The sequence below is a fragment of the Rahnella bonaserana genome, from assembly GCF_019049675.1.
Lineage (GTDB): Bacteria > Pseudomonadota > Gammaproteobacteria > Enterobacterales > Enterobacteriaceae > Rahnella > Rahnella bonaserana.
Map to the genome: position 1 here is coordinate 272,958 of NZ_JAFMOW010000064.1, position 25,388 is coordinate 298,345.

Annotated in this window: 21 protein-coding genes; 15 read left to right on the forward strand and 6 right to left on the reverse strand. The window is 54.8% G+C overall.

Going from position 1 to position 25,388, the window contains the following annotated elements; all coding sequences use genetic code 11:
- The first annotated feature begins 5 nt into the window (after positions 1-5).
- Positions 6-2,321: a pyrroloquinoline quinone biosynthesis protein PqqF gene (gene pqqF, locus J1778_RS15320; protein WP_217173901.1), complete on the forward strand. Its 2,316-nt coding sequence runs from the start codon at positions 6-8 to the stop codon at positions 2,319-2,321.
- A gap of 52 nt (positions 2,322-2,373) precedes the next feature.
- Here pqqF and lldD read toward each other — a convergent pair whose 3' ends face one another.
- The 3 genes from lldD to J1778_RS15335 all read right to left on the reverse strand — a co-directional run bounded on the left by lldD (position 2,374) and on the right by J1778_RS15335 (position 4,506).
- Positions 2,374-3,537 carry an FMN-dependent L-lactate dehydrogenase LldD gene (gene lldD / locus J1778_RS15325; protein ID WP_217173902.1) on the reverse strand — a complete coding sequence of 388 codons (1,164 nt, stop codon included), beginning with the start codon at positions 3,535-3,537 and terminating at the stop codon, positions 2,374-2,376.
- Between the two features lie 206 nt (positions 3,538-3,743).
- Positions 3,744-4,010 (reverse strand): hypothetical protein, encoded by a 267-nt coding sequence (locus tag J1778_RS15330; RefSeq protein ID WP_217173903.1) that lies wholly within the window; start codon positions 4,008-4,010, stop codon positions 3,744-3,746.
- Complete coding sequence (locus tag J1778_RS15335; protein WP_217173904.1) at positions 3,979-4,506, reverse strand: DUF2778 domain-containing protein; 528 nt, start codon at positions 4,504-4,506, stop codon at positions 3,979-3,981. Before J1778_RS15335 ends, J1778_RS15330 begins: the two co-directional genes overlap by 32 nt.
- A 189-nt stretch (positions 4,507-4,695) precedes the next feature.
- Between J1778_RS15335 and J1778_RS15340 the strand changes: the two genes are divergently transcribed.
- The 9 genes from J1778_RS15340 to J1778_RS15380 all read left to right on the forward strand — a co-directional run bounded on the left by J1778_RS15340 (position 4,696) and on the right by J1778_RS15380 (position 19,529).
- A complete protein-coding gene (locus J1778_RS15340; RefSeq protein WP_217173905.1) occupies positions 4,696-5,181 on the forward strand; it encodes an Hcp family type VI secretion system effector in 486 nt (161 codons plus the stop codon).
- A gap of 334 nt (positions 5,182-5,515) precedes the next feature.
- The gene (locus J1778_RS15345; protein ID WP_420804083.1) at positions 5,516-14,050 is read left to right on the forward strand and encodes a glycoside hydrolase family 94 protein; all 8,535 of its coding nucleotides are present in this window, start codon (positions 5,516-5,518) and stop codon (positions 14,048-14,050) included.
- Between the two features lie 279 nt (positions 14,051-14,329).
- Positions 14,330-14,542 (forward strand): SDR family oxidoreductase, encoded by a 213-nt coding sequence (locus J1778_RS24620; RefSeq protein WP_238484738.1) that lies wholly within the window; start codon positions 14,330-14,332, stop codon positions 14,540-14,542.
- 140 nt (positions 14,543-14,682) lie between these two features.
- Positions 14,683-16,008, forward strand: a complete 1,326-nt coding sequence (hutW, locus tag J1778_RS15355; RefSeq protein WP_217173906.1) for a heme anaerobic degradation radical SAM methyltransferase ChuW/HutW — start codon at positions 14,683-14,685, stop codon at positions 16,006-16,008.
- A complete protein-coding gene (gene hutX, locus J1778_RS15360; protein ID WP_217173907.1) occupies positions 15,995-16,501 on the forward strand; it encodes a heme utilization cystosolic carrier protein HutX in 507 nt (168 codons plus the stop codon). Before hutW ends, hutX begins: the two co-directional genes overlap by 14 nt.
- A 2-nt stretch (positions 16,502-16,503) precedes the next feature.
- Positions 16,504-17,127, forward strand: a complete 624-nt coding sequence (locus tag J1778_RS15365) for an SDR family oxidoreductase (RefSeq protein WP_217173908.1) — start codon at positions 16,504-16,506, stop codon at positions 17,125-17,127.
- A gap of 167 nt (positions 17,128-17,294) precedes the next feature.
- Complete coding sequence (locus J1778_RS15370; protein ID WP_112289138.1) at positions 17,295-17,516, forward strand: YdgH/BhsA/McbA-like domain containing protein; 222 nt, start codon at positions 17,295-17,297, stop codon at positions 17,514-17,516.
- A gap of 193 nt (positions 17,517-17,709) precedes the next feature.
- Complete coding sequence (locus tag J1778_RS15375) at positions 17,710-19,059, forward strand: type II toxin-antitoxin system HipA family toxin (RefSeq protein WP_217173977.1); 1,350 nt, start codon at positions 17,710-17,712, stop codon at positions 19,057-19,059.
- Positions 19,056-19,529, forward strand: a complete 474-nt coding sequence (locus J1778_RS15380) for a helix-turn-helix transcriptional regulator (protein ID WP_217173909.1) — start codon at positions 19,056-19,058, stop codon at positions 19,527-19,529. The genes J1778_RS15375 and J1778_RS15380 overlap by 4 nt, the downstream gene beginning before the upstream one ends.
- A gap of 52 nt (positions 19,530-19,581) precedes the next feature.
- Here the strand turns inward: J1778_RS15380 and J1778_RS15385 are convergent, their stop codons facing one another.
- The 3 genes from J1778_RS15385 to J1778_RS15395 form a co-directional block, all read right to left on the reverse strand.
- Entirely contained in the window at positions 19,582-19,902 is a 321-nt protein-coding gene (locus J1778_RS15385) for a DMT family transporter (RefSeq protein WP_112289135.1), read from the reverse strand.
- A gap of 127 nt (positions 19,903-20,029) precedes the next feature.
- Positions 20,030-21,496 carry a sensor histidine kinase gene (locus J1778_RS15390; protein WP_217173910.1) on the reverse strand — a complete coding sequence of 489 codons (1,467 nt, stop codon included), beginning with the start codon at positions 21,494-21,496 and terminating at the stop codon, positions 20,030-20,032.
- Positions 21,497-21,499: 3 nt separating this feature from the next.
- Positions 21,500-22,222: a response regulator transcription factor gene (locus J1778_RS15395; protein ID WP_120162963.1), complete on the reverse strand. Its 723-nt coding sequence runs from the start codon at positions 22,220-22,222 to the stop codon at positions 21,500-21,502.
- A gap of 153 nt (positions 22,223-22,375) precedes the next feature.
- On the opposite strand from J1778_RS15395, the gene J1778_RS15400 reads away from it, so the two are divergent.
- From J1778_RS15400 to map, 5 genes are all read left to right on the forward strand, one after another.
- Complete coding sequence (locus J1778_RS15400) at positions 22,376-23,002, forward strand: cytochrome b/b6 domain-containing protein (RefSeq protein WP_217173911.1); 627 nt, start codon at positions 22,376-22,378, stop codon at positions 23,000-23,002.
- Between the two features lie 10 nt (positions 23,003-23,012).
- Positions 23,013-23,816: a molybdopterin-dependent oxidoreductase gene (locus tag J1778_RS15405; RefSeq protein WP_217173912.1), complete on the forward strand. Its 804-nt coding sequence runs from the start codon at positions 23,013-23,015 to the stop codon at positions 23,814-23,816.
- Between the two features lie 51 nt (positions 23,817-23,867).
- Positions 23,868-24,149 carry a pentapeptide MXKDX repeat protein gene (locus tag J1778_RS15410; RefSeq protein WP_217173913.1) on the forward strand — a complete coding sequence of 94 codons (282 nt, stop codon included), beginning with the start codon at positions 23,868-23,870 and terminating at the stop codon, positions 24,147-24,149.
- A 130-nt stretch (positions 24,150-24,279) separates the two neighbouring features.
- On the forward strand, positions 24,280-24,534 hold the full coding sequence (locus J1778_RS15415) for a ParD-like family protein (RefSeq protein ID WP_112289129.1): 255 nt from the start codon (positions 24,280-24,282) through the stop codon (positions 24,532-24,534).
- Positions 24,535-24,571: 37 nt separating this feature from the next.
- Positions 24,572-25,327: a type I methionyl aminopeptidase gene (gene map / locus J1778_RS15420; RefSeq protein WP_420804086.1), complete on the forward strand. Its 756-nt coding sequence runs from the start codon at positions 24,572-24,574 to the stop codon at positions 25,325-25,327.
- Positions 25,328-25,388 lie beyond the last annotated feature (61 nt).

The following is a 25,388-nucleotide window of genomic DNA, read 5'->3' on the forward strand; positions in this document are numbered from 1 at the left end:
CGCTGATGCTGGCCGATGTGCAGTCACTGACGCTGGCTAACGGCCTGCGGGTTAACATACTTCACGACCCGCAGGCCTCGCGTGCTGCCGCGCTGATTCATCTCAATGCCGGAAGTCATCACGAACCGCCGGAGTTTCCCGGTCTGGCACATCTGTTCGAGCACGTCGTGTTTGCCGGAAGCCGCGAGTTTCAGGGCGATGAGCGGCTGATGACGTGGGCGCAGGCGGAAGGCGCAAAACTCAACGCCACTACGCACGCGAATGCCATGGCATGGTTTTTCGACATGACACCGGCAAAGTTCGAAGCCGGGCTGGCGCGGATGGTGGATATGCTGGCGCAACCGCTGCTGGCAGAGGATGCGGTCAGGCAGGAAGTGTCTGTCATTGATGCCGAATACAACATGCTGACCGGCCACACAGACTCGCTTTGCGATGCGGCGCTGAGCCTGGCGTTTAGCGCTCCGGCACGGCTGCACGATTTTCACGTCGGTAACCGGATAAGTTTCGGTGAAGACATCCCCGCGCTGCAACAGGCGCTGGCACGCTATCATCAGCAATTCTTCACCACGGACCATCTCACGCTGTGGCTGCAGGGCCCGCAATCTTTCACAGAACTGACTGCGCTGGCAGAACGTTACGGCCATGTTTTTGCAAAGGGACGCAGTTTTCAACCTTCTGCCGATCAGCCCCTGACGCTTCAACACAAACGCTATCTTCAGCTGCGTCTGGAGGGTTCCCCACGGCTGCGTTTTTCATTCCCGGTCACACCTTGCCCCGCGCTGACCCTGTTGCGCCAGTTACTGACAGACGAAGCGCCGGACAGTTTGCTTGACACACTGCGAGCTCAGGCGCTCGCCGATGATGTGCGGGTTTCGCTGCCGTACGCGTCCGGCAGTGGCGATATTCTCAGTATTGAATTTCTCGTCTGCGAGGCTACCTCAGCAATCCGTGCCCGAATCGAAACGACGTTCCGCCAGTGGCTGCAACAGATCCGGGATTTAAGTGCGGAACATCTGCAACATTATGTCGCCCTCGCACAGCGTGATTTCAGCCGCTTAACGCCGCTGGATCAGTTGCGTTTCCGCACGTTAGATTTTCCGCCGGCCGCGCAAAACGGCTGGCAGAACTTGCTCTCTGAGTTGCATCCGCAAAACATGACGCGGCTGTGGATTGCGCCGGATGTTCAGGGGCAAAACACACCCGCTCAGGGGTTCTGCCTGCCGGTGAGTTTCGCTGAGTGGAAGATAATAAGTGACAACGTCACAAATTCATCTTTTACTTTTCATCTCTCATCCAGTGGGATTGCGCACAAAACAGACGGAAAGGTGCATACGACCGGCGCGCTACTGACCTTACATCAGGCCTGTATCGCCCGTGCCTGTCTGCGGGCTCTTTGTGCGAAATCTGCTCATGAAGGCCATTCGCTGGTCTTTACCCATGTTCAGGGCAACGGATTATTGCAGCTCAGCGGGCCGCAGGAATGGGTAACACGCACGCTCTCCACCGCCCTTGCGCTGTTGCGCTCGCCATCTGTTATAGCGCTGACGCAGGGCGGACGGCTTTTTGAACAGGAGCAACGCAAGTCAGAGTCAGAGATTGCGATCCGTACGCTGCTGGCGAAATTGCCGGAAGTGATCAGCGGGTCGTCAGAAAAGTTACATGAATTCATTACCGCCGGTGACGATACGGCGGTACTGGTATTCAGGCCGCTGACGGAAAACACCGCCGTATGTCTGGCCGCCACGCAGATTCTGGCGTCCTTTCTTGAGCCACTATTCTTCCAGCAATACCGTGTTGAAAAGAATATTGGTTATGTGGTCAGTTGCCGTTTCCACCAGACCGCGCGCCAGGCCGGCATTTTGTTTGCGTTGCAGTCACCGGCCTTTGACGCCGAAACCTTGCTGGGATTTATCGATGCGTTTATCGCAAAGGTCCCTGCCATGATTCACAGCATCACCCCGCAGGCGCTGGAGGAGAAGCGCGCCGCGCTGAGGGAGTCGCTGCGAGTCAGGCCTGCCGACAGGCTGGAAGCGGCAAGGCAGCAATGGCTGAGGGAGTTTGCGATTGCGCCAGAATTGAATGAAGAGTCTGTTGCGGCGATAACAACAGAACAACTGCTGGCCTGTGTACAAGAATCGGACAACTCCCTCCCCTGCGAAGCGGAGGGTTGGGGTGGGCTATTACAGAAAAATCAAGAAGTTGATGTCTGCTTTGGCCATCGGTTCGTCCTTAAAACCTACTCCCCACCTGCCCCTTCGCAGGGGCATGATCCGGGCCACCCTATCCCGATGCCAGAGACCCGTGGGATGAAACGGGGATGACGTGGGTAATGAAACCGGGCGCGGGTTGAGTCAGAAGCCAAGCTATGCTTTTTTACAGCGTTGCACGACGCACCTGATCGCGCCCGTACACCAGCGATTCCCCACTGATTTCAGCAATGGTTTTCGCGCCGGTCAGTGTCATCGCCACGCGCATTTCTTTCTCGATCAGGTTCAGCAGATTGATGACACCCGCCTCGCCCGCCGCCGCCAGCGCGTACACAAACGCCCTGCCCAGTAATACGCTGTCTGCGCCAAGGGCGATCATGCGCACTACGTCCAGACCGGTGCGGATGCCGGAGTCGGCAAGAATAGTGATGTCGCCTTTGACCGCGTCGGCGATGGCAGGCAATGCGTGCGCGGTGGAAAGCACGCCGTCGAGCTGGCGGCCGCCGTGGTTAGACACCACGATGCCGTCTGCACCAAATTTCACCGCGTCTTTCGCGTCTTCCGGATCCAGAATGCCTTTGATAATCATCGGGCCTTTCCAGAACTCGCGGATCCATTCTAAATCTTTCCATGAAATTGACGGGTCGAAGTTGGCCCCCAGCCAGCCGATATAATCTTCCAGCGTGGTCGGTTTACCGCGATAAGCTGAGACATTCCCGAGATCGTGCGGTTTGCCGTTCAGACCCACATCCCAGGCCCATTGCGGATGCATCACCGCCTGTAATATGCGGCGGGCGGCAGCGTTCGGGCCACTCATCCCGGAATGCGCGTCGCGATAACGTGCGCCTGGCACCGGCATATCCACGGTAAAAACCAGCGTTTTGACGCCTGCGGCCTGAGCGCGTTCCAGTGCATTGCGCATAAATCCACGGTCTTTGAGCACGTAAAGCTGGAACCACATCGGGCGGTCAATGGCCGGTGCGACTTCTTCAATCGGGCAGACCGAAACGGTGGAAAGCGTGAACGGAATGCCTTTTTTGGCTGCGGCGCGGGCGGCCTGAACTTCGCCACGGCGCGCATACATGCCGGTCAGCCCGACCGGAGCCAGCACCACCGGCATCGCCAGCTTTTCGCCAAACAGCTCAGTTTCCAGACTCAGATCCGACATGTTTTTCAGGATGCGCTGGCGCAGGGCGATATCGGCCAGATCGGCGGTGTTACGACGCAGCGTGTGCTCGTTATAAGCGCCACCGTCGATGTAATGAAAAAGGAATGGCGGCAGTTTACTTTTTGCCGCAGCGCGATAGTCCGTTGATGCAGAAATGATCATGATGTTTTCTCGTTATTTATTATGCGCTCTTTTATCTGGCGCTGTAGGGGTGTCCAAAGTGTAGTTGATAAACACAACCTGAGAGAAAACAATGACAACGAAAAGCATTATTTTACACAGCAGAGCATGGGAGAGGGAGGAAGGGGAAAATCTTGAAAATGCGCGGCGATTTTATTCTTGCTGCTTTGATCGTGCCCACAGGTTCATCACTTATCAGGTTTGTTAAGATGCCTGTGTAAAATCCTGACGATCACCTGATAGAAAATAATAGTGATAGCAGGACAAATGAGTAATAGCGCCCATCCGATAAAGCCTTCAACATCCGGTTCTCCAAATAGAGCGGCAGTATCATTCCAAAAAGCATATTGTTCTTTAGTCACTGGGGATGATGGCCGCAGAGTAAGAAAAACCAGAATGTAAATCCCCACGCCGATTAAAATTCTAAATCCCGTTGCCACACGACGCCTGCCCATTTAGGATCACCTCTATCGTTCCGTAACTCATTAAACCATTAGCTAATTCTGTCTGCCGGGTAGACATCAAAGCCTGACGAATAGCCATAAAATCACTGCGATGCTGAAGGGTGATACATCCTAAAGAAATTCCTAGCGGACCGGGGGGATGCAGGCGAAAATTACCACGCTCAACTCCTTCTATCCAGGTTTTATCATCTATTGAACCATCGTCCCGATAAAGGGCAAACCACTCCGCCTTGATAACTGGGGTAGGCGTAAACCAAGAATAAGAATCACGAAGATCAGCCCTTACAACACCTTTCACTCCACCTGTTACTCGTTTAACAATATGATAGCGCCCATGTGGAATCGGCCCCAGATCCGGAATTCCAATACAACTTGCCCTGTTGCGATACGCATCTCTTCCGGAATAAGCCATAAAAGTACCTACTCCAAACATCATCAAGGGGCAGTAATCCGCATCATTAATGACAAACTTTCCTTGGATAGCCATGAAACTACCTTTCGTAAATTCAATTTAAGGGATGACACTACAGGAATCAAACCGTAAAAAATAGGCACTTAGAATGCATAAATGGGTAACAAAATTCTGAAAATTCATTCTCTTACGACATTCGCTAATTGCACCGATGGGGGGATGGGCATAACGTGGGACTCCCTTTCGTTAACGAGAATTATAACAATGCCAATACCTGCTTATATGTGGCTCTATGATGATGCCGGTTCCGCTATTAAAGGTTCATCAGATGTTGCAGGGCGTGAAGGAAGTATTGAGATCATCGGTTTCAGCCACGGTCTGAATATTCCGGTTGATGGTCGCACTGGCAGCATTACCGGAACAAGAACTCATTCGCCAATGATGTTTGAAAAGGAATTCGATTCGTCGAGTCCTTATTTGTATAAGGCTGTCGCTAAAGGGCAAACATTAAAATCTGCTGAGATCCGCTGGTATCGCATTAATGATGCCGGACGCGAAGAGGTTTATTTTATTATGACGATAGAAGGTGTGAAGATTACTGGTGTAAATCCGGGAATGCCGAACGTTAAAATATCTGGCAACTCGCAGATTAATCACATGGAGTCATTGTCAATGATGTACAGCAAAATCACCTGGCACTGCATTGACGGCAATATTAAATACACCGATGAATGGAACGAACGTTCATAAGAAAATGGGGGGCTCTCCCCATTTTCACTTATCGTTAAAAAATTTACATGTACGCCAGGGAAATTTACCTAATCCAATCCAAACTTCACCATCGGTTTACTATTGATAAGCATCGACATTATGCCCCTGTGCCCTACGTCTGCAGCGAACTCTCCGTAAGCAACTTTGGAAACTAAACCCACGCTATACCATAAAAGAGACTAAGCTCAGGGGAGACGCCCGCCCGGCGACAAATTCGATCTGCCTCCCTGCCCTCTGCCCACTACTCTTTTCGTGTGAACTCTTATCGCAGCCCAGGCAACTGCCTTTTCGGGTTCGCGTAAGGTATGTCGACGTGAAAAATGCTGTGATTAACTGGTTTAAAAGTAAAAGATCACCTCCTGCTCCGGTCATTACCCGACGTCATCGGGCCAGCGCGCTGGAAAATCCCGCGCCTATCCGCGCCGAGCTCTTCTCAGCGGATCAAATGGAACGTTTTGGCGGTAAGCTTGCCCTCTCGCATAAGCTTTCCGGTAAGAAACTGCCCTACTACTTACTTAAACGTCTCGACGATAATGAAAAAGTCCTGACCCGCAGTTGCCTTATCCTCAGTAATGGCGAGAAAGCCAGTATCACGCCCGCCGGAGAATGGCTGCTCGACAACTTTTATCTGATCGAAGAACAGATCCGCGTCGTTCGCCAGTTGCTGCCGAAAAACTTCGGCAAAGGCCTGCCCTCACTGGGCGCACCGCATTTTTGCCCGCGCATTTATGACATCGCCACCGAAGTCGTCAGCCACAGCGACGGACTCTGGGACATCACCACGCTCACCCGTTTTCTCTCCACCTATCAGAGTGTGCGACCGCTGACGCTCGGCGAGTTATGGGCGTTTCCGGGAATGCTGCGCCTGGCGCTGATAGAAAACCTGCGCCGGGTCAGCATAGAAGTGGCAAATGCCCAGCAGGAACGCAATCTGGCCGATTTTTGGGTCAATAAATTGCAGGACAGCGCCGAGAACGATCCGGCCAGTCAGATCATCGTGATTGCCGATATGGCGCGCAGCAATCCACCGCGCACCAGCGCGTTTGTCGCCGAACTGGTGCGCCGCCTGCAAGGCCATGGTTCAATACTGGCGCTGCCGCTGACCTGGGTAGAGCAGCGTCTCAGTGAAGTCGGCCTGACGCAGCGGGAAGTGATCGACAAATTTAATCAGCAACTGGCGGCCAACCAGCTTTCAGTCAGCAACAGCATTATGGGATTACGTCAGCTGACCGAAATGGACTGGGCGGATTTCGCTGAAAATCTCAGCGTGGTGGAGAAGATTCTGCATGAAGATCCCGCTGGCATTTACGCCTCCATGCACTTCGATACCCGTGACAATTACCGCCATCAGATTGAACGCCTTTCGCGAAATTCCCGCCACGATGAAGCCTTTGTTGCCAGCCGCGCGGTTGCCTTAGCGCAACAGACCAGCGGTGCCGTCCAGCAACGTCATGTGGGATATTACCTGATCGATGCCGGTCGCAAGGCGCTCGAAAAAGACCTGAATGTCAGATTCTCATGGGTAACGCGCATGCGTGGCCGTCTCAACCAGACGCCGCTGCTCTCGTGGCTGGGAAGCCTGTTGCTGCTGACCACCGCCGTCACCGCTGATGCGCTCTACCGTTCCGCCCATACGCCCATGCACTGGTTATGGTGGAGTTTGTTGGTGCCGGTGGTGCTGGTCGCCAGCCAGTTCGCGCTCAATCTGCTCAGCGAAATCACCACCCGCAGCCGGACGCCGCAACCGCTGCCGCGCCTCGAATATGCCGGTGGCATTCCCGCATCGGCCAGCACGCTGGTGGTGATCCCTTGTCTGCTCGGCAGCCGAAAAAATATCGAGGCGCTGATCAGCAGTCTTGAAGTTTGTTATCTCGGCAACGTGTTACCTAACCTGAATTTCGCGCTGCTCAGTGATTTTCATGACAGCGTAAATCCGCAGAATGCGGATAACGATGCCCTGCTGGCCTTTGCCGTGCAGCAAATTCAGGTGCTGAACCGCCGTTATCCCTCTGCGCAGGGCGCACTGTTTACGCTGTTGCACCGCGACAGCGAACTCAATGAGAAACAAGGCGTATGGATGGGGTATGAGCGTAAGCGCGGCAAACTGAATGCGCTTAACCGCTGGCTGCGCGATGAAGGTGAGCCGTTCTCGCTGACCGAAGGCAGAACGCAGGCGCATCTGCGTCAGGTGAAATACGTTATCACTCTCGACAGCGATACCGTGCTGCCGCGGGCCACCGCTCATCAGCTGATCGCGGCAATGGCGCATCCGCTCAATCATCCTGTGTATGACGAACAGCGTCATCGGGTGGTGTCCGGTTACGCCATTCTCCAGCCACGGCTGGCGGAGGAAATCCCGGAAAACGGTCAGGGGCGCTACGCCGCTTTATGCAGCAGCGTGCCGGGCAACGATCCTTATTCGTCGATGTCTTCCGACATCTATCAGGATCTATTCGGGGAAGGCTCTTTTGTCGGTAAAGGTATTTACGACGTCGATATGTTCATCCGCGCCACGGACAATACCTGCCCGGAAAATCTGGTGCTCAGCCACGACCTGCTGGAAGGCTGTTACGCGCGCTCGGGTATGCTCAGCGATGTGGTGCTTTACGAGCAATATCCCGATCATTATCTGGCAGACGTAGCGCGTAAAACCCGCTGGATCCGTGGCGACTGGCAGTTGCTTAACTGGCTGGGGTTTTATGTCACGCAGGAAGATGGGACGCGTTGCCGTAATCCGCTGACCACGCTTTCCCGCTGGAAACTGTTCGATAACCTGCGCCGCAGTCTGGTCGCGCCAGCCCTGCTGGTTCTGATCTTCACCACGCTGCTGGTGGTGCCGGACAAACTTTACTGGCTCGGTTTTATTACCGTGATGCTGCTGTTCCCGGCGCTGGTGGCGCTGGTGTTAGACCTGCTGAATAAAGGGCCACGACGGGCGCTGGTTCCGCATCTGAAAAGTGTGGCATCGGCCACCGTCAGCCGGATTTCCCGCGTGTTGCTTAATCTGATGACGTTGCCGCACGAAGCCGTTTATTCGGTGCAGGCGATTTTGCTGACACTGTGGCGACTCAGCGTCAGCCATCGCAAGTTACATGAGTGGGCGAGCGTCAATATCAGCGCGAAATCCCGTGCGCATTCGCCGGGATATTTCTACCGCCGCATGTGGGCTAATCCGCTGGCGGGTGTGGCGGTCATTTTGCTGGCCGCACAGGCGCATCCACCGCTGCTGGGCTTTGCCGTTCCGCTTGGCGTGCTGTGGTTTATCGCGCCGCGTATTCTGTGCTGGCTGAGTCAGCCCGCCCGCCGCCAGGCACCCGATCTGGACGCCCGGCAACAGATTTACCTGCGTCAGGCTGCCCGCCAGACCTGGTCCTTCTTTGAAGTCTTCGTTAACGAAACTGAAAACTGGCTGCCACCGGATAACTTCCAGGAAATCCCCCAGCCGGTGATTGCCCACCGCACCTCGCCGACCAACATCGGGCTGTCTCTGCTGGCCAATATTACCGCGTGGGATTTTGGTTATCTCACGCAGGGCGAAGTGCTGGAACGCACTATGCTGACGCTGGATACGCTGGATAAACTCGAGCATTATCGCGGGCATTTATATAACTGGTATGACACACGCACGCTCCAGCCGCTCAATCCGCGCTACATTTCCAGTGTAGACAGCGGCAATCTGGCCGGGCATTTACTGACGCTGAGCACCGGCTTGCGTCTGTGGCGTACGCAGTCCGCCGTCAATCTTCCGGCGTGGCTAAAAGGGCTGGAAGATACGCTGAATATGGCGGAAAGTCCGGCAGATGCGCCGCTGGTGGCAAAGCTTCGCGAAAGTCTGAAACAGGCTGCTGGCGAAAAACCACAGCAGTGTATTTTAAGCCTGTGCGAGATGCGTGCGCTTATCGCTGCCACAGCAGAAGGCTGGCTGCAACGGCTGGCGCAGCAACTTGATGCCGGTCTGCAGGCGTGGTCAGATTTTTACGCCGGGTTGTCACCGGAGGCGCAAAACGCACCGCTGCCTTCGCTGCAATGGCTGGCGCAGCAGGATGCACGTACAGCGCCTGCGCTTTCCCGCGCTATCGGGCTGGCGCGGCAGCGTCTGGACATTATCGGCGAGCTGGAACAGCGCCTTAACGACCATGCGCGGATGGATTTCCGCTTCCTGTACGACAAAAATACCCATCTGCTGACCGTCGGATATAACTGCGACGCACACAAACTGGACAGCGGGAAATACGATCTGCTGCCTTCTGAAATCCGTCTGACCAACTACGTCACCATCGCCACCAATCAGCTGCCGCAAAAAAGCTGGTTTGCGCTCGGACGCCTGTTCACCGTGATCGACAAACAGCCGTCGCTGATGTCGTGGAGCGGGTCGATGTTTGAATACCTGATGCCACAACTGGTGATGCCGGCCTATCCGGACACCCTGCTGGTGCAGATGTGTCAGACCGCCGTTGACCGGCAAATCGCCTGGGGTAAGGAAAACAGCGTGCCGTGGGGGATTTCTGAATCCGCTTATGCGGCATTTGACCTCAATCAGAATTATCAGTATCACGCCTTCGGTGTGCCCGGTCTGGGCCTGAAGCGCGGTCTTGGTGAAGACATGGTGGTCGCGCCTTATGCCACCATGATGGCGCTGATGATCCGCCCGCAGGAAGCCTGTCTCAATCTCAACGTACTGGAACATTGCGGTGCGCGTGGCGAATATGGCTTTTACGACGCGCTGGATTACAGCCCGTCGCGTCTGATCCGCGGCCAGATTTACATCGTGGTGCGCTCTTACATGGCTCACCATCAGGGAATGGGTTTCCTGGCGCTGGGCAATGTGCTGCTGGGCGCGCCGATGACCGCACGCTTCGCCGCCAATGCCGCGTTCCAGTCGGCACGCCTGTTGTTGCAGGAACGGGTGCCGGATGCCGTCGAGCTTTACAGCCCGCGTCGCCACTTTGAGTCTCATGACAACACGCTGCAAAAAGTGAACATTGAGTTGCGCGAATTCACCGACACCAGCAGTGCCTCGCCGGAAATTCAGCTGCTGTCTAACACGAATTACCATCTGATGGTGACGCAGGCCGGTGGCAGCGTCAGCCGCTGGAAAGACCTGACGCTGACCCGCTGGCGGGAAGATGCAACGCGCGATAACCGCGGGATTTTCTGCTATCTCAGCGATCCGGAGTCCGGCGCGGTCTACAGCAATACCTGGCAACCGCTCGGTAAACAGAAAGGCACCTATCACGCGGTGCTAAACGATTTCGGTGCGGAATTCAAACGCACACAGGGTTCGCTGACCATGCAAACCCACATCGTGGTCTCGCCGGAGGATGACGTCGAAATCCGCCGCATGACGGTTACGCATCATGGCCGCCGTCCGCGTGAACTGGAAATCACCACCTATGCCGAAGTGGTACTGGCGCCAGCTGCCAATGACACCGCGCATCCGGCCTTCAGTAATCTGTTTGTACAGACCGAACTGGTGCCCGCACAGGAAGGGATTTTGTGCCACCGCCGTCCGCGCGAACCGGAAGAACAGTGTCCGTGGATGTTCCATATGATGGCGATCCACGGCTCTTTCGAACGCGAAACGTCGTTCGAAACCGACCGGTCGGCCTTTATCGGACGCGGCAATACCGCGGCCAGCCCGCAGGCCTTGCGTCAGGGCGGATCGCTCACTAACAGCGCCGGTGCGGTGCTGGATCCGGTGATGGCCATCCGCCAGCGCATTACCCTGAAACCGGGCGTGCCGGTGATTATCGATATGGTGTACGGCATTTCCGACACACGGCTGCAAAGCCTGATGCTGCTGGAAAAATACCGTGACCATCATATTGCTGATCGAGTATTCGAAATCGCCTGGTCGCACAGTCAGGTGGTACTGCGCCAGCTGAATGCCACCGAAGATGACGCGGGATTGTATAACCGCCTGGCCGGTGCGCTGGTTTTCGCCAGTCAGGAACTGCGCGGCGATGCACAGACCGTGGCCGCCAACCGCCGCGGGCAATCCGGGCTGTGGGGACAATCGCTTTCCGGCGATCTGCCGATCGTGCTGCTCACCCTGACCAGCGATGAAAATATCGGGCTGGTAACGCAACTTATCCGCGCGCACAACTACTGGCGTCTCAAAGGGCTGAAGGTCGATCTGGTGTTGTTATGCAATGACTCCGGCGGCTATCAGCAGGCGTTGCAAAATCAGATCCTCAGCCTGGTCGCTTCCGGCGCGGGCTCCAGTCAGACCGATATTCCGGGGGGAATTTTTGTCCGCAATGGCGAACAACTGACGCAGGAAGACCGCACGCTGCTGATGAGTGTGGCGCGCGTGGTGATCGACGACCGCCGCGGCTCACTTGCCGATCAGCTCAATCTGCGAATGCAATTGCCACACGTCTCACTGCCTGCCCTGTTGCCGGTACGCACGGTCACCGACAATACGCCGGTTGCTGCACCGCCGCGCGACCTGAGTTGTTTCAACGGGCTGGGTGGTTTCTCGCCGGACGGACGTGAATATCAGATTGTGCTCAACGAAGGCCAGAACACGCCTGCGCCGTGGTCCAACGTGCTGGCGAATGCCGGTTTCGGGACGGTGATTTCAGAAAGCGGACAGGCCTATACGTGGTTTGAAAATGCCCACGAATACCGCCTGACGCCGTGGGAAAACGATCCGGTCAGCGACAGCTCGGGCGAAGCATTCTATCTGCGCGATGAGGAAACCGGCAGCGTCTGGTCACCGGCACCGTTACCGGTACGTGACAACGGCGGCTATGTGACACGCCACGGCTTCGGCTACAGCGTATTCGAGCACACCGGACACGGGATCAGCAGCGAAATGACGGTATTAGTGGCGGAGCATGCGCCGGTGAAACTGATTATGCTGACGCTGACCAACCTTTCCGGGCGGCCACGCAGGCTCTCAGTGACCGGTTACGCCGAATGGGTAATGGCGGATTTACGCGCCAAATCAGCCATGCATATCGTCACCTCAGCGGCACACGTGGCTCAGGGTTGCGGAGTGCTGGCGACCAACCATTACACCAGTAACGGCTCCCCGCGCACCGCCTTCTTCGCCGTAACCGGCGCGCACTGTTCGGTGAGCGGCGATCGTCGTGAGTTCCTCGGTCGCACAGGTTCAGCAGCCGCGCCCGCGGCTATGAAAAATCAGCGGCTGTCGGATAAAACCGGCGCAATGCTCGATCCGTGCGGTGCGGTTCAGTCCGCGACCACGCTCATCGACGGCGATCAGCGCACCTTTATTTTCGCCCTCGGTCTGGGGCAAAACGCCGGTGAGGCCGAAGCCTTAATCCATCAGTTCTTCCAGGAAGGCGCTGCGCAGGCCGAACTGGACAGAATTCATCACCACTGGCATCAGGTGCTGGATAAAATTCAGATAACGACGCCGGACAAATCTGTCGATCTGCTGACTAACGGCTGGCTGATTTATCAGACCCTTGCCAGCCGGATCCTTGCGCGCAGCGGTTATTACCAGTCCGGCGGCGCGTTTGGTTTCCGCGATCAGTTGCAGGATACGCTGGCGCTGACTCACGCCGCACCGGAACGTATGCGCGAGCAGATCCTGCTGTGTGCGTCACGGCAGTTCATTGAAGGCGACGTTCAGCACTGGTGGCATCCGCCAACCGGTAATGGCGTGCGCACCCGCTGTTCCGATGACTATTTGTGGCTGCCGCTGGCGATCAGTCATTACATCGCGGTAACCGGCGACCACGCGATTGCAGAAGAACAGGTGCCCTATCTTGAGGCACGCTTGCTGGCTCCGGGCGAAGAGTCTTTCTACGAACAACCGGTGGTCAGCGGAACCCGCGAAAGCCTGTGGCAGCACGGCATACGCGCGCTGAAACATGGCCTGCAAATGGGCGGGCATGGCCTCCCGCTGATGGGCGCGGGCGACTGGAACGACGGCATGAATCTGGTCGGTCTGGGCGGACGCGGGGAAAGCGTCTGGCTGGGCTTCTTCCTGTATGACGTGCTGCAACGCTACGGCGAACTGGCGGAAATCCGTCAGGACGCGGCCACCGCCACGTTGTGCCGCGAACAGTCGGCGAAGCTGAAACAAAATCTCAACGATCATGCCTGGGACGGCGAATGGTATCTGCGCGGTTATTTCGACAGCGGTGAAACGCTCGGTTCGCACGTCAATGCGGAATGTCAGATAGACGCCATTGCCCAGAGCTGGTCAGTGCTTTCCGGCGCAGGCACGCCGGAACGTACCGCCAGCGCCATGCAGTCGGTGGACAAATATCTGGTGGACAGTGACGCGGGCCTCATCAAACTGCTGACGCCGCCTTTCGACGGCAACGGGCCGAATCCGGGATACATTCGCGGTTATCTGCCGGGCGTACGCGAGAACGGCGGGCAATACACGCACGGGGCCATCTGGGCGGTGATGGCGTTCGCCAGACAGGGCAACACCGAACGCGCGTGGCAATTGATGTCGATGATTAACCCGGTCAATCATAGTCTGACGCCGGAGGCGGTCAGCCGTTACAAAGCCGAACCTTACGTGATTTCCGCCGATATTTACTCGGTAGATCCGCACAGCGGGCGCGGCGGCTGGAGCTGGTACACCGGCTCCGCTGGCTGGACATATCGCCTGATCACCGAATCCCTGCTCGGTATCACCCGTCACGGCGACGCCATTTCGATCCACAGCCAACTTCCGCAGGACTGGCCGGAAATCACCGTCACCTACCAGCAGGGCAGCAGCCGTTATCTGATCACCGTCCGCCGCAGTACCGGAGAATATGGCGTCACGCTGGACGGTACTCCACTTGCCGGTGACAAGATCCCACTCAACGATGATGGCGTTGAACACAGGGTGGAGGTTGAATTGGGAGAGTAATACCGCTGCCTCTCAAAGCCCCGCCCTGCGGGGCTTTTCTTTTTTGCACAAAAGCTAATCCAATAAACGCAATCGTCCGTCCGACACTGGGCTGATAAGTTGATGAAAAACCCTGAGGAAATCATCATGAGTTCACTCCCTGTTGCAGTTGTCACCGGCGGTACCAGCGGTATCGGACTGGCGGTTGTTCATAATCTGGCGTGAGATCATCGCGTTTATGCGCTCGGGCGTAATAAAGACAGCCTGGTTGCGCTGCGACAGGAGGAAAGCGAACACGGCGTGCGTGTTTCCACCGTCGCGCCCGGCCCGACAGATACGCCGATGAATCGCAAAACTCGCGAAAGTCAGGGCAACGTTGAAGCCATCGACCCGCGCGAATACAGCACGCCAGAATCAGTGGCTGCGGCAGTACGTCTGGTGATCGACGCCAGTGACGACACGCAAATTACCGATATTGCGGTCAGACCGAGGCGGGATAAGGCGAAGCGCTGAACTGCTTCTTCTCGCCCTCCCTTACTTTTCTAAACTTGATACAGATCATCACAAACGCGTTTTGAGTTTGATCGAATGATAATCATTATCGTTTAATGCCAGCAAATGAATGATGATTTCTTCAGGAGAAGACAAACTCAATGAGCTTAGACCTCGCGCGTTTTCACGCTGCCGCTGACGGGCTGCCGTTCCCTGACCGCTGGGCGGTGATGCCCTGGCGGCCTCAGCAGCCGGTTCCGCCGCAGGATATTCCCGCTCAGTGGCAGGCGCTGTGTCAGCGTGCGCTTCCGGCCAATAAACGTCTGGTTTATCTGCATATCCCCTTTTGTGCGACGCACTGTAAATTTTGCGGGTTCTACCAGAACAAACTGGAAGCGGAAGCCACAGAACAATACTGCGATTACCTGATCCGGGAAATAGAACAGGAAGCCACTGAGCCGCTGCCTCAGTCCGCGCCTGTCCACGCGGTCTACTTTGGTGGCGGCACACCGACCGCACTCAGCGCAAAACAGCTTCACCGGATCATCAGCACGCTGCGTCGCTGTTTGCCGCTGGCACCGGATTGCGAAATCACTGTCGAAGGGCGGATCCTTAATTTCGATGACGAACGCATCGACGCCTGTCTGGAGGCGGGTGCTAACCGTTTTTCTATCGGCATTCAGACCTTTGATACCCGTGTCCGCCAGCGTATGGGACGCCGCGCCAGCCGTGAAGAAGCGATACAGTTTTTGCGTAAACTCGGGGAACGTGACTGCGCTGCGGTGGTCTGCGATCTGATGTTCGGATTACCGGAACAGACGCCGGAAAGCTGGCGGGAGGATTTGCAGATCGTCCGCGATTTACCGCTGGACGGCGTGGACCTTTACGCCCTGAACCTGCTGCCTTCCACGCCGCTGGGCAAAGCCGTGGAAAATAAACGCGTCTCTCTGCCGGATGTCGCGATGCGTCGTGATTTTTACCTCGAAGGCGAAGCCTTTCTGGCGCGCGATGGCTGGCATCAGATAAGTAACAGTCACTGGGCGCGCACCACGCGGGAACGCAATCTGTACAATTTGCTGATCAAAAAAGGCGCGGACTGTCTTGCTTTTGGCAGCGGTGCAGGTGGCAATCTCGGCGGGCAATCGTACATGACCGCACGCAGTCTGGAGATGTATTACCAGCAGATGGACGCCGGACAGAAACCGATCATGATGATGACCGCTGCGGCGACCGGTGAGCACCGCTGGCGACTGGATTTACAGGGCGGCATCGAGGCGGGCCGGTATGACCTGAGCCGTATCATCACCGATCCTTTCCCGCTCGAACCGCTGTTACAGCAATGGCAAGAGTGCGGCCTGATGCACAACGAAGGCCCGCGCTTCAGTCTCACTCCCTCCGGACGATTCTGGGCCAGCAACATGTTGCAGGCGCTGCAAACCCTCATCCCACAACTGACTTTACGGAATACCCACCATGCCAACGGATAAACTTCAGTCCCTGATCGACTTTCTCGCCACTCAGCCCGACGGAACCGTCGAAGATATCGCCCGCGAATTCCACATCACCCCGCTGGAAGTGATCCAGAACCTGCCGGGGAGCTATCTGTTTGCCGGGGCACATTTCGACGCCGTATGGGACAACATTACCGGATGGGGCGATGTGACGACGTTGGTCAATAATGACGATCTGATCCTCGAATTTCACGGCCCGTTACCGAGCGGAACACACCGTCACGGTTATTTTAACCTGCGCGGCAAACAGGGCATGAGCGGGCATATCCGCGCGACGCATTGTCAGCATATTGCGCTGGTGGAACGTCCGTTTATGGGAATGAGCACAGCAAGTGTCTGGTTTTTAAGCGCTTCTGGTTATGCCATGCTCAAGGTTTTCGTCGGGCGTGACAGCCATCGGGAATTACTGACCGATCAGCTGAATGCATTTCGCGCCCTTCCCGCCACTCTGGCTGAGAGAGAGAAATAACCTTGAACACTTTTCTGATTTTTGGCGCTGGCAGTGGCGTCGGTGCTGAACTGGTGGCGTTGACGGCGCAGGAACGTCCGGTGGTCGCGCTTATCCGCAACGCCGAACAGGCGCAAACCTTGCGCGCACGTGGTGTGACCGTCATTGAGGGCGATGCGCTTAATCCCGCCGACGTTTTGCAGGCCTGCAAGATGGCAGGAAGTGAAGCACAAATCGTGTCAACGCTGGGCGGTAAACTCGCCGATTACACCGCCAACCGGTTGATCATTGATACTGCGGAGCAAACCGGTATCCGCCAGATGTTACTGGTCACCTCAATTGGCTGCGGCGACAGCTGGCCGACGCTGTCTGCCCGCGCAAAACAGGCCTTCGGTCAGGCCGTACGCGAAAAATCACTGGCGGAAAGCTGGCTGCAAACCAGCACGCTGGACGGGTGCATCCTGCGTCCCGGCGGCCTGATGAATGGCGAAGCGACAGGCAAAGCGCATCTGATCCAAACCGAAGCCCACGGCCGCGTGCGCCGCAGCGATGTCGCGCTGCACATTCAGCAGCTGCTGGCCTCAGGCGAAGGCTGGGGCGAGATCTTTGCGCTGTGTGATTCGACCCTGGAAGGGGAACGGTTCTGATCTCATGCCCCGGAAACGGGGCTTTTTAAGCCCCCGACATTTAATTCAATTTTTTCGAACAAAATAAGCAAATCACTCCGCTATCCCTTCCGGTCGCACGGCGCTATTCTTCTTCTCATCGAAGGCACACGGCCTTACCCAAACAAACATTGAGAAGGAATGACATCATGAAATCTATCAAAACTTTCGTTATCGCTGCTGCACTCACCACAGTTTCTTTCGGTAGCTTCGCGGCTGAAATCGGCACCATAACGGCCTCTGACAATACCTTAGAGGGTCTGGAATCCACTTTCGCCGCCAAAGCCGCTGCTGCCGGTGCCAGTTCTTATAAAATCATCGAAGCCGGTGGTCAGAACCGCATTCATGGTACCGCTGTGTTGTACAAATAATTTGCTGAAATTTGTTATTCAAAACAAAAGCCGCTCCTTTTACAGAGCTGCTTTGTCGTTGAGTAGCGAAAATTAACGAGTGGTATAAAACGCAATAAATTCGAAAAATCCGAATAATGAGTGCTTTAGGTAACGTTAAATGGACTATTCTTTATTAACGAGTAATATGACACTCATAAGTAAAGGGGATCTTATGGAACAGTTAACGTTACAGGCTTTTCTCAATAATGAGTGGGTGGATATTGCTAACATCACTTTTCCCGACAGCGAACAAAACAACTATCGCCTGACTGAACTTAATTATCTTTTCGATTATGCGATTGATAACCTCGACCGGGACGATAACCGCGCCGTATCACTTAACCATCCGGTCGCCCTCTTTTTCGATGATAACGGGCAACGCGGATGGCTGAAATTTCTCGATGACATCATTCCCAGCGGCTCCAGCCGCCGCTATTGGTCCAACTATCTTGACCTCGAAGGGCTGACCCCGGATGAGCAAAATTTTGTATTGCTCAAGCATGGCACCCTGTCCCCTGTCGGTAACCTGCGCATTAAAGAATCCTTGCCGGAACATAACCCCCTTGCTGAACAACTCTTTTTCACCGTCGACGACGTTATAAACCGGGCAGGAGACTTTCTGGATTATGCCCAGCAACGCGGTGCCGCTGCCGGGGGGGCGACAGGTGCGGGCGGGGAAGCACCAAAACTGCTGCTCCGTTGCAACCGGGAACAGCAAATCTGGATCGATACCTATCAGAGTGATCCCGCCAACCGGGATATTCCTTATCTGGTCAAATATCCACGCGGGGCAAGGACTGAAGTGGACTGCAATATTTTGCGGGCTGAATTCCATTTCTATCATGAACTGGAAGCGATGGGATTTGAGACAATCCCGACTCACAATATGCGGCTGGAAGAAGGTCTGAGTTATCCGTCACTGTGGTTGCCACGTTTTGATATTGCCTTTGAAGAAGATGGTGTCGTCAGGCGGTTGGGGATGGAATCGGTCTATTCTCTGCTGCGCAAGGCACCCGGTGTCACGCTCTATCATGAAGAAACCCTCAGGACATTGATTAATCAAATTTCCCGCAGCCATATGGTGACAGGGCAGGGTTTTTCTTTTGATATCCCGGCGTTTGTTACCGAATGGGTCCGACGGGATCTGCTCAATATTATTTTTGGCAACAGCGATAACCATGGTCGAAATACTTCTTTTCTCAAGGATGAAGGCAGCATCCGGCTCGCGCCGATCTACGATTTCGCGCCCATGAAGGCCGATCCTGAAGGGATTGCCAGAACGACGAAATGGAAAACGCCGCTGGAAGTTGGCGGTGAATATGATTTTCCCGCTATTGCGCAAACCCTGGATGATCTCATTCCGGCACAAAACTTACTCCGGGCGCTCAATGAGACTGCTGAGCAACTGACAGGTCTGAAAGACCGGCTTGCTGCCCGGGGTATCCCGCAACAGATCCTGAACATGCCCGCAATAAGTTTCAGTTTTATTCCCGAAAAATTGCGCCGCTGGGGGCTGTTATGAAAGAACCTCTGATTGCGGCCGATTCAGCGAAAAGCACCATCGCGAAAATACGGGCGAAAAAAAATGCCGCGCAGAGAACCCAAAGCGACACTGCAGAAATCACGAACCAGGCAGAGAGGGACCATGCTGTTAAAACACGCACCCGCCGCAGAGTCTCTCATCTGACGAAACCCGTCAGCGCCAATGAAAGGAATGAAGCCAGACTTCAGATCATGCGCGCGCTGATATCCGGGGAAATAAGCCAGGGGGAAGCGTTAAAAGCACTGCGGATCAATGTGCTGGGGCTAAAACAAGATGCTTTCGCTAAACTGGTTTCCGTGTCGCGGAAAACACTGTCAGAAGTGGAAAATGATAAAGGAAATTATACCCCTGATATTATCAACAAACTGTTCAAACCCTTTGGTCTGAAAGTCGGGCTGGTGCCGGTTTCTCAGCAGGTGCTCTCGACGCTTTTTTTCAATAAGCAATAAACAAAAGCCGCTCCTTTTACAGAGCGGCTTTGTCGTGTTCAGCGTCCGGCTTTTACCCTTTCGTCGCCACTTTTAGCAAAACCACGCCGGAGAAAATCAGCAGCACGGCGATCACCCGCAGCGGGTTGAGGCTTTCGCCGAACATCACCACGCCGAGAATGAAGGCACCGATAGCGCCGATACCGACCCAGACAGTGTAAGATGTGCCGAGCGGCAGGGTTTTCATCGAAATCGCCAGCAAAATGACGCTGAGGATCATGAAGAAAACCGTGAGAATACTGGGAATAAGGCGGGTGAAACCGTGGGATTCTTTCATTGCGGTCGACCAGACCACTTCGAAAATACCGGCAAGAAACAGATAGAACCAGGCCATGATAGTTCCTGAAAACGCGCAAGGTCGTCCCTGCTTAGTATGGCTGAATCTCTGGTCGTCCAGTCAGCATGAAGAGTGAAATATTATAGTCCACTCATTCATGCTGTTACAAAAACATAATCAGGATTCAGAGCGGCACAGAAAACTGGAAACAGGCACCGTGTTTCGGCTGTTCAATCAGCTGGATATCGCTGCCGTGCAGTTGCAGAATGCGGCGGACAATCATCAGCCCCAGCCCGCCTGCGCGGTGTTTGTTGGTACTGAGTATCGACGGACGTACAAACAGGCTGTCTTTCAGCTCCGGCGCAATGCCCGGACCGCTGTCTTTCAGTTGCACCATCACCTGCCCTTCGCGCGGCCACAGTTTAATTTCGATCGTCCCGCCTTCCGGCGTGAAGCGGATGGCGTTATCCAGCAGGTTGGTCAGCACCCGTTCAATCATGCCGAGATCGGCATTCACCAGCGGAATACCCGGTGTGATATCCGCCAGTAATTTTTGTCCGCGTGTTTCTGTTGCCAGTTCAAATTTCTGGAAAACATCTTGCACCAGTTCACTCAGCGAGAAAGGCTCTTTCTGCGGTTTCACCACGCCGTATTCCAGCCGCGCCAGTTCAAATAATTCCTGCGCCAGACGCCCGACTTTTTTACTCTGCGTCAGGGCAATATTCAGATAACGCTGGCGATCTTCATTGCTCAGATGATCTGATTTGACCGACAGCGTTTCCAGATAACCGTGCAACGATGTCAGCGGCGTACGCAGGTCATGAGAAATATTGGCGATAAATTCACGCCGTTGCTGATCCTGCACCATCAGGTTTTGCCATTGCTGGTCGATACGTTTTGCCAGCCCGACAAATGCCTGTTGCAGTTGCGTGACTTCATCACGTGCGGCTCCGGCCGGTGCATCCGTTTTTGCCAGCGCCTGAATGGCATCCATGCCGCCGGTATCAAGCCCGGCAATTTGCGCCGTGAGTTTTCGCACCGGACGCGTCACCCAGCGGAACGCCAGCGCACCGGCCAGCAAACCAAACAGCGCCACCAGCCCCATCGAGCGCAGCGCCAGAGATATCGCCGACTGATATTGCGCATCACTGGTCAGCGCGGTGTAAGCATCGCCGAGCAGAACGATGTACACGTAACCCTGAGTTTTTCCGTTGACCAGCAACGGCGCGACGCTGAAGACCTGCGGAGTATGTGGGTCGCGCGGATTATCGCCATACACCGGCATCTTCGCGCCATGCAGCAGCGCGTTAACCGGTGCGAGATCGATGCGCTTTTGTTGCAATCTGCCAGCAGGAGCGGCATTGCCGACAATATTGCCGTCTTTATCCAGCAGATAAACCTCCACGCTGGGATTCACCGCCATCAGCTGATCGAACAGGGTGTGCACTGCTTTCGGATCCCAGTCGCCCTGGCTGAGCAGCGGATTATTCGCCGCAATCTGTGTCGCCAGATTGGCCGACAGCCGCTGGATCACCGACTGGCTGTACTGGTTGCTGGAGCGCACCTGCATATAGCCGGACAGCGCGCAGCAGGCGATCAGTAACACCGTAAATACCAGAGTCAGTCTTTGTGCCAGCGTGAGATTTTTCATGATTTACCCTTGCGCATCTTCAGCAGAAGACACGAACTTATAGCCTTTTCCCCACACGGTCAGAATGCGTTCCGGCTCGGCCGGATTAGCTTCTATCTTGATGCGCAGCCGGTTGATATGGGTGTTCACCGTATGCTCATACCCTTCGTGTTCGTAGCCCCAGACCTGATTTAACAGACTGAGACGCGAGAACACTTTGCCGGGATTTTTGGCAAAGAAGTACAGCAGATCAAACTCGCGCGGCGTCAGTTCTACGGGCTGCTGACTGAGCATCACTTCGCGCGCAATCGGGTCGATCACCAGCCCGGAAAAACTCAGGGTTCCGGCGTCCATTTTCATATTGCGACTCATCGCTTCCTGCCGCCGGAACAGCGCTTTGACCCGCGCCACCAGTTCCAGCATGGAGAAAGGTTTCGCCAGATAATCGTCCGCGCCCAGTTCCAGCCCGAGCACCCGATGCACTTCGCTGGAACGTGCGCTGATAATAATGATCGGCGTATAACGCGTCATGTTGCGCGCACGGCGGCAAATTTCCAGACCGTCTACACCCGGCAGCATCAGATCGAGGATCAGCGCGTCCCAGCCACCCTTTTCCAGATGCGCCACGCCCAGATTACCGTCTGCGGCGTGCGTAATTTCATAACCCTCATCACGCAGATGCAGGCTGAGCAGTTCTGCGATATCCCCGTCATCTTCAACGATCAGGATCTTCTTCGTCTTATCCATATGTCATCCCAAAACGTGGTGTTCCCCAATGGTTTGAGTCTACACAAGCAACCGCCCGCGAGTTATCACATTTTATTTAACTTTGCGTGAGGTATCGGGGAACAAATCCGCTCAATACTCGCTTCATCACAGGACGGACAGCCGGATGACAACATGACAATACACACGGATTTACCCGATCAGGCAAAACAAAAACCCGCCATCGTGCATCCGTTATGGCTGCGTCTGACGCACTGGCTGAACGCGCTGGCCGTGCTGATTATGGTCACCAGCGGCTGGCAGATTTATAACGCCTCACCGCTGTTTAATTTTGATTTCCCGCCAACGGTCACACTTGGTGGCTGGCTCGGTGGCGGCATTCAGTGGCATTTCGCCGGTATGTGGCTGTTTGGATTTAACGGCCTGTTTTATCTGCTGATGAATATTTTTACCGGCCGCATGAAACGAAAATTCTGGCCTCTGACGCCGCGCGGCATCTTCAACGATTTACTGGCTGCCGTGCGCGGCAAGCTGAAACACGACGATTTACGTCACTACAACATGGTGCAGCGCGCGGCGTATGTGTTCGTGATGTTCGACGGCATCGTGCTGGTGCTTTCCGGGCTGGTGGTATGGAAATCCGTGCAATTTCCGCTGCTGCGTGAACTGATGGGCGGCTTTGATACGGCGCGTTATGTGCATTTTCTGGCGATGGCTTCACTGGTGGGATTTGTGGTGCTGCATATCGTGATGGTGGCACTGGTGCCGAAAACCCTGATTGCCATGATCCGCGGACGTTAAGGAAGACATGATGAAAAACCTCGTTAAAAAAACGATCAGCCAGATTTTCAGCCCTTCCGACAGCGAAGCCATTTTACAGGAAGCGAAAAAACAGATTATCCGCGAACTGGATGCGCCCTCCCGCCGCCTGTTTTTACAACGCGGGCTGACGCTCGGCGGCGTCGCGATGCTGACCGGTTGCGACATCAGCGATAACGCCAGCGTCGAAAACGCACTAGGCAAAATCTCCGGCTTTAACGACCGCGTGCAGGGCTGGCTGTTTGGCTCGACGCGCCTGGCGCCGGTGTATGCCGAATCGATGATCACCCGTCCGTTTCCGTTTAACGCTTTTTACGCCGAAGACGATGCACCGGAAGTCGACGGTAACGCTTATCGCCTGAAAATCGCCGGTCTGGCGCTGGATAAACGCGAATGGTCATTACCGGCGCTGTACAAAATGGCGCAGGTCAGCCAGGTCACACGCCACATTTGTGTCGAAGGCTGGAGTGCAATTGGCAAATGGGGCGGCGTGCCGTTCGGTGATTTTCTGCGCCTGATCGGGGCCGATCTCACGGCGGAATACGTCAGTTTTAAATGCGCAGATCAGTATTACACCAGCATTGATATGGCGACGGCACTGCATCCGCAAACCCTGCTGACGCTGACTTATGACGGACAGATTTTACCGCGTAAATACGGCTTCCCGATGAAGCTCAGAATGCCAACCAAACTCGGCTATAAGAATCCGAAGCATATCGAAGTGATTGAAATAACCAACAAGTTCACCGGTGGCTACTGGGAAGATCAGGGCTACAACTGGTTCGGCGGAAGCTGAACACGATCGACAACAACCTTTGTATCTCAAAACCTAAAAGAAGGATTTACCATGAAAAAGTTAACCGTAATGATGATGTCTGCTTGTCTGATGATGGGCGCTGTGAGCACCACTTATGCTGCTGACGCAATGGCGAAGAAAGATACCATGGGCCATATGTCGAAAGACTGCATGAAAAAAGACAGCATGAGTAAAGATTCCATGGCGAAAGACAGCATGGGCAAAGACTGCATGTCGAAAGATCATATGAAGAAAGACAGCATGTCTAAAGACTCTATGTCCAAAGACAACATGTCAAAAGATGCGATGAAAAAAGAGTCCTCGGGTCAGTAAGCTCCACTCAACCCGTTCATGTAGCGAAAAAGCCTCCGTCTGTTCAGCGGAGGTTTTTTTATTGGAAAATCCGCTGCGACCTGCGTAGTATATAAAACATATATGATTCGTATACTACTGAGGACGCCCGATGGGTATCATCAAAATTTCAGAACTGATGCATGAGAATCTGCGTATCGCCAGTCTGGCGTATACGCGTTCCATCAACGCGCAGGCCGAGCACTGGATGAAAATCGGCATGCTGATGGAAACTCATCCGGACATGACGCACAGCGAGATTTCACAATTGCTGGTGCGTTGCAGCATGGAATCTGAAGAAAACACCGGAAGTATCCGCACGCTGTTAAATGTCGGCGGCACACACAGGAAGGCAAGCAATGAATAATGGTTTAGACAGCCGATATTTCGTCAACAATAACCGCATGGTCAAAACGCCGGAAGGCATCGATAAAGCGCGTATCGCCGGTAAACTGGCAGCGCGGGTGCTGCATATGATCACGCCTTACGTGGTGCCGGGTGTCACGACCAATGAACTGGACCGCATCTGCCACGATTTTATCGTCAACGAATTACAGGCGATCCCGGCAAATATCGGTTATCACGGCTATCAGAAAACCACCTGCACCTCCGTCAACCATGTGATTTGCCACGGTATTCCCTCCGATAAAGCCCTGAAGAAAGGCGACATTGTGAACATCGACGTGGCGCTGATCAAAGATGGCTGGTACGGCGACACCAGCCGCATGTATTACGCCGGTGAGCCGGGCATTATGGCGCGCCGCCTGGTGGATACCACCTTTGAAGCGATGATGGCCGGTATCGAAGTGGTGCGTCCCGGCGCAACCCTCGGAGATGTGGGTTATGCCATTGCTGCTGTTGCGAAACGCGAAGGGTTTTCCATCGTGGAAGAGTATTGCGGTCACGGCATCGGTATGGGCTACCACGAAGATCCGCAGGTGCTGCATTACGGCGAAAAAGGTCGCGGACTGGTGTTGCAGGAAGGCATGTTATTCACCATCGAACCGATGCTTAACGCCGGTAAAAAGCAGAACAAAGTGCTGCCTGACGGCTGGACGGTGGTGACTAAAGATCATTCGTTATCCGCGCAATGGGAACATATGATTGCGGTGACGAAAACAGGTTATGAAATCTTAACCCCGTGGCCTGAAGAGAACTGATTTTCCTGTTATATTTCCTGAATGTAAAAGCCTCCGGCCGGAGGCTTTTAACTTTCTGTGA

Coding starts and splice junctions, on each gene's coding strand:
- J1778_RS15335 (WP_217173904.1), bottom strand. CDS start 4,506: ATGGCTATCCAAGGAAAGTTTGTCATTAATGATGCGGATTACTGCCCC.
- hutW (WP_217173906.1), top strand. CDS start 14,683: ATGAGCTTAGACCTCGCGCGTTTTCACGCTGCCGCTGACGGGCTGCCG.
- J1778_RS15410 (WP_217173913.1), top strand. CDS start 23,868: ATGAAAAAGTTAACCGTAATGATGATGTCTGCTTGTCTGATGATGGGC.
- hutX (WP_217173907.1), top strand. CDS start 15,995: ATGCCAACGGATAAACTTCAGTCCCTGATCGACTTTCTCGCCACTCAG.
- J1778_RS15395 (WP_120162963.1), bottom strand. CDS start 22,222: ATGGATAAGACGAAGAAGATCCTGATCGTTGAAGATGACGGGGATATC.
- J1778_RS15370 (WP_112289138.1), top strand. CDS start 17,295: ATGAAATCTATCAAAACTTTCGTTATCGCTGCTGCACTCACCACAGTT.
- J1778_RS15375 (WP_217173977.1), top strand. CDS start 17,710: ATGGAACAGTTAACGTTACAGGCTTTTCTCAATAATGAGTGGGTGGAT.
- map (WP_420804086.1), top strand. CDS start 24,572: ATGGTCAAAACGCCGGAAGGCATCGATAAAGCGCGTATCGCCGGTAAA.
- pqqF (WP_217173901.1), top strand. CDS start 6: ATGCTGGCCGATGTGCAGTCACTGACGCTGGCTAACGGCCTGCGGGTT.
- J1778_RS15415 (WP_112289129.1), top strand. CDS start 24,280: ATGGGTATCATCAAAATTTCAGAACTGATGCATGAGAATCTGCGTATC.
- lldD (WP_217173902.1), bottom strand. CDS start 3,537: ATGATCATTTCTGCATCAACGGACTATCGCGCTGCGGCAAAAAGTAAA.
- J1778_RS15405 (WP_217173912.1), top strand. CDS start 23,013: ATGAAAAACCTCGTTAAAAAAACGATCAGCCAGATTTTCAGCCCTTCC.
- J1778_RS15385 (WP_112289135.1), bottom strand. CDS start 19,902: ATGGCCTGGTTCTATCTGTTTCTTGCCGGTATTTTCGAAGTGGTCTGG.
- J1778_RS15330 (WP_217173903.1), bottom strand. CDS start 4,010: ATGGGCAGGCGTCGTGTGGCAACGGGATTTAGAATTTTAATCGGCGTG.
- J1778_RS15340 (WP_217173905.1), top strand. CDS start 4,696: ATGCCAATACCTGCTTATATGTGGCTCTATGATGATGCCGGTTCCGCT.
- J1778_RS15380 (WP_217173909.1), top strand. CDS start 19,056: ATGAAAGAACCTCTGATTGCGGCCGATTCAGCGAAAAGCACCATCGCG.
- J1778_RS15400 (WP_217173911.1), top strand. CDS start 22,376: ATGACAATACACACGGATTTACCCGATCAGGCAAAACAAAAACCCGCC.
- J1778_RS15390 (WP_217173910.1), bottom strand. CDS start 21,496: ATGAAAAATCTCACGCTGGCACAAAGACTGACTCTGGTATTTACGGTG.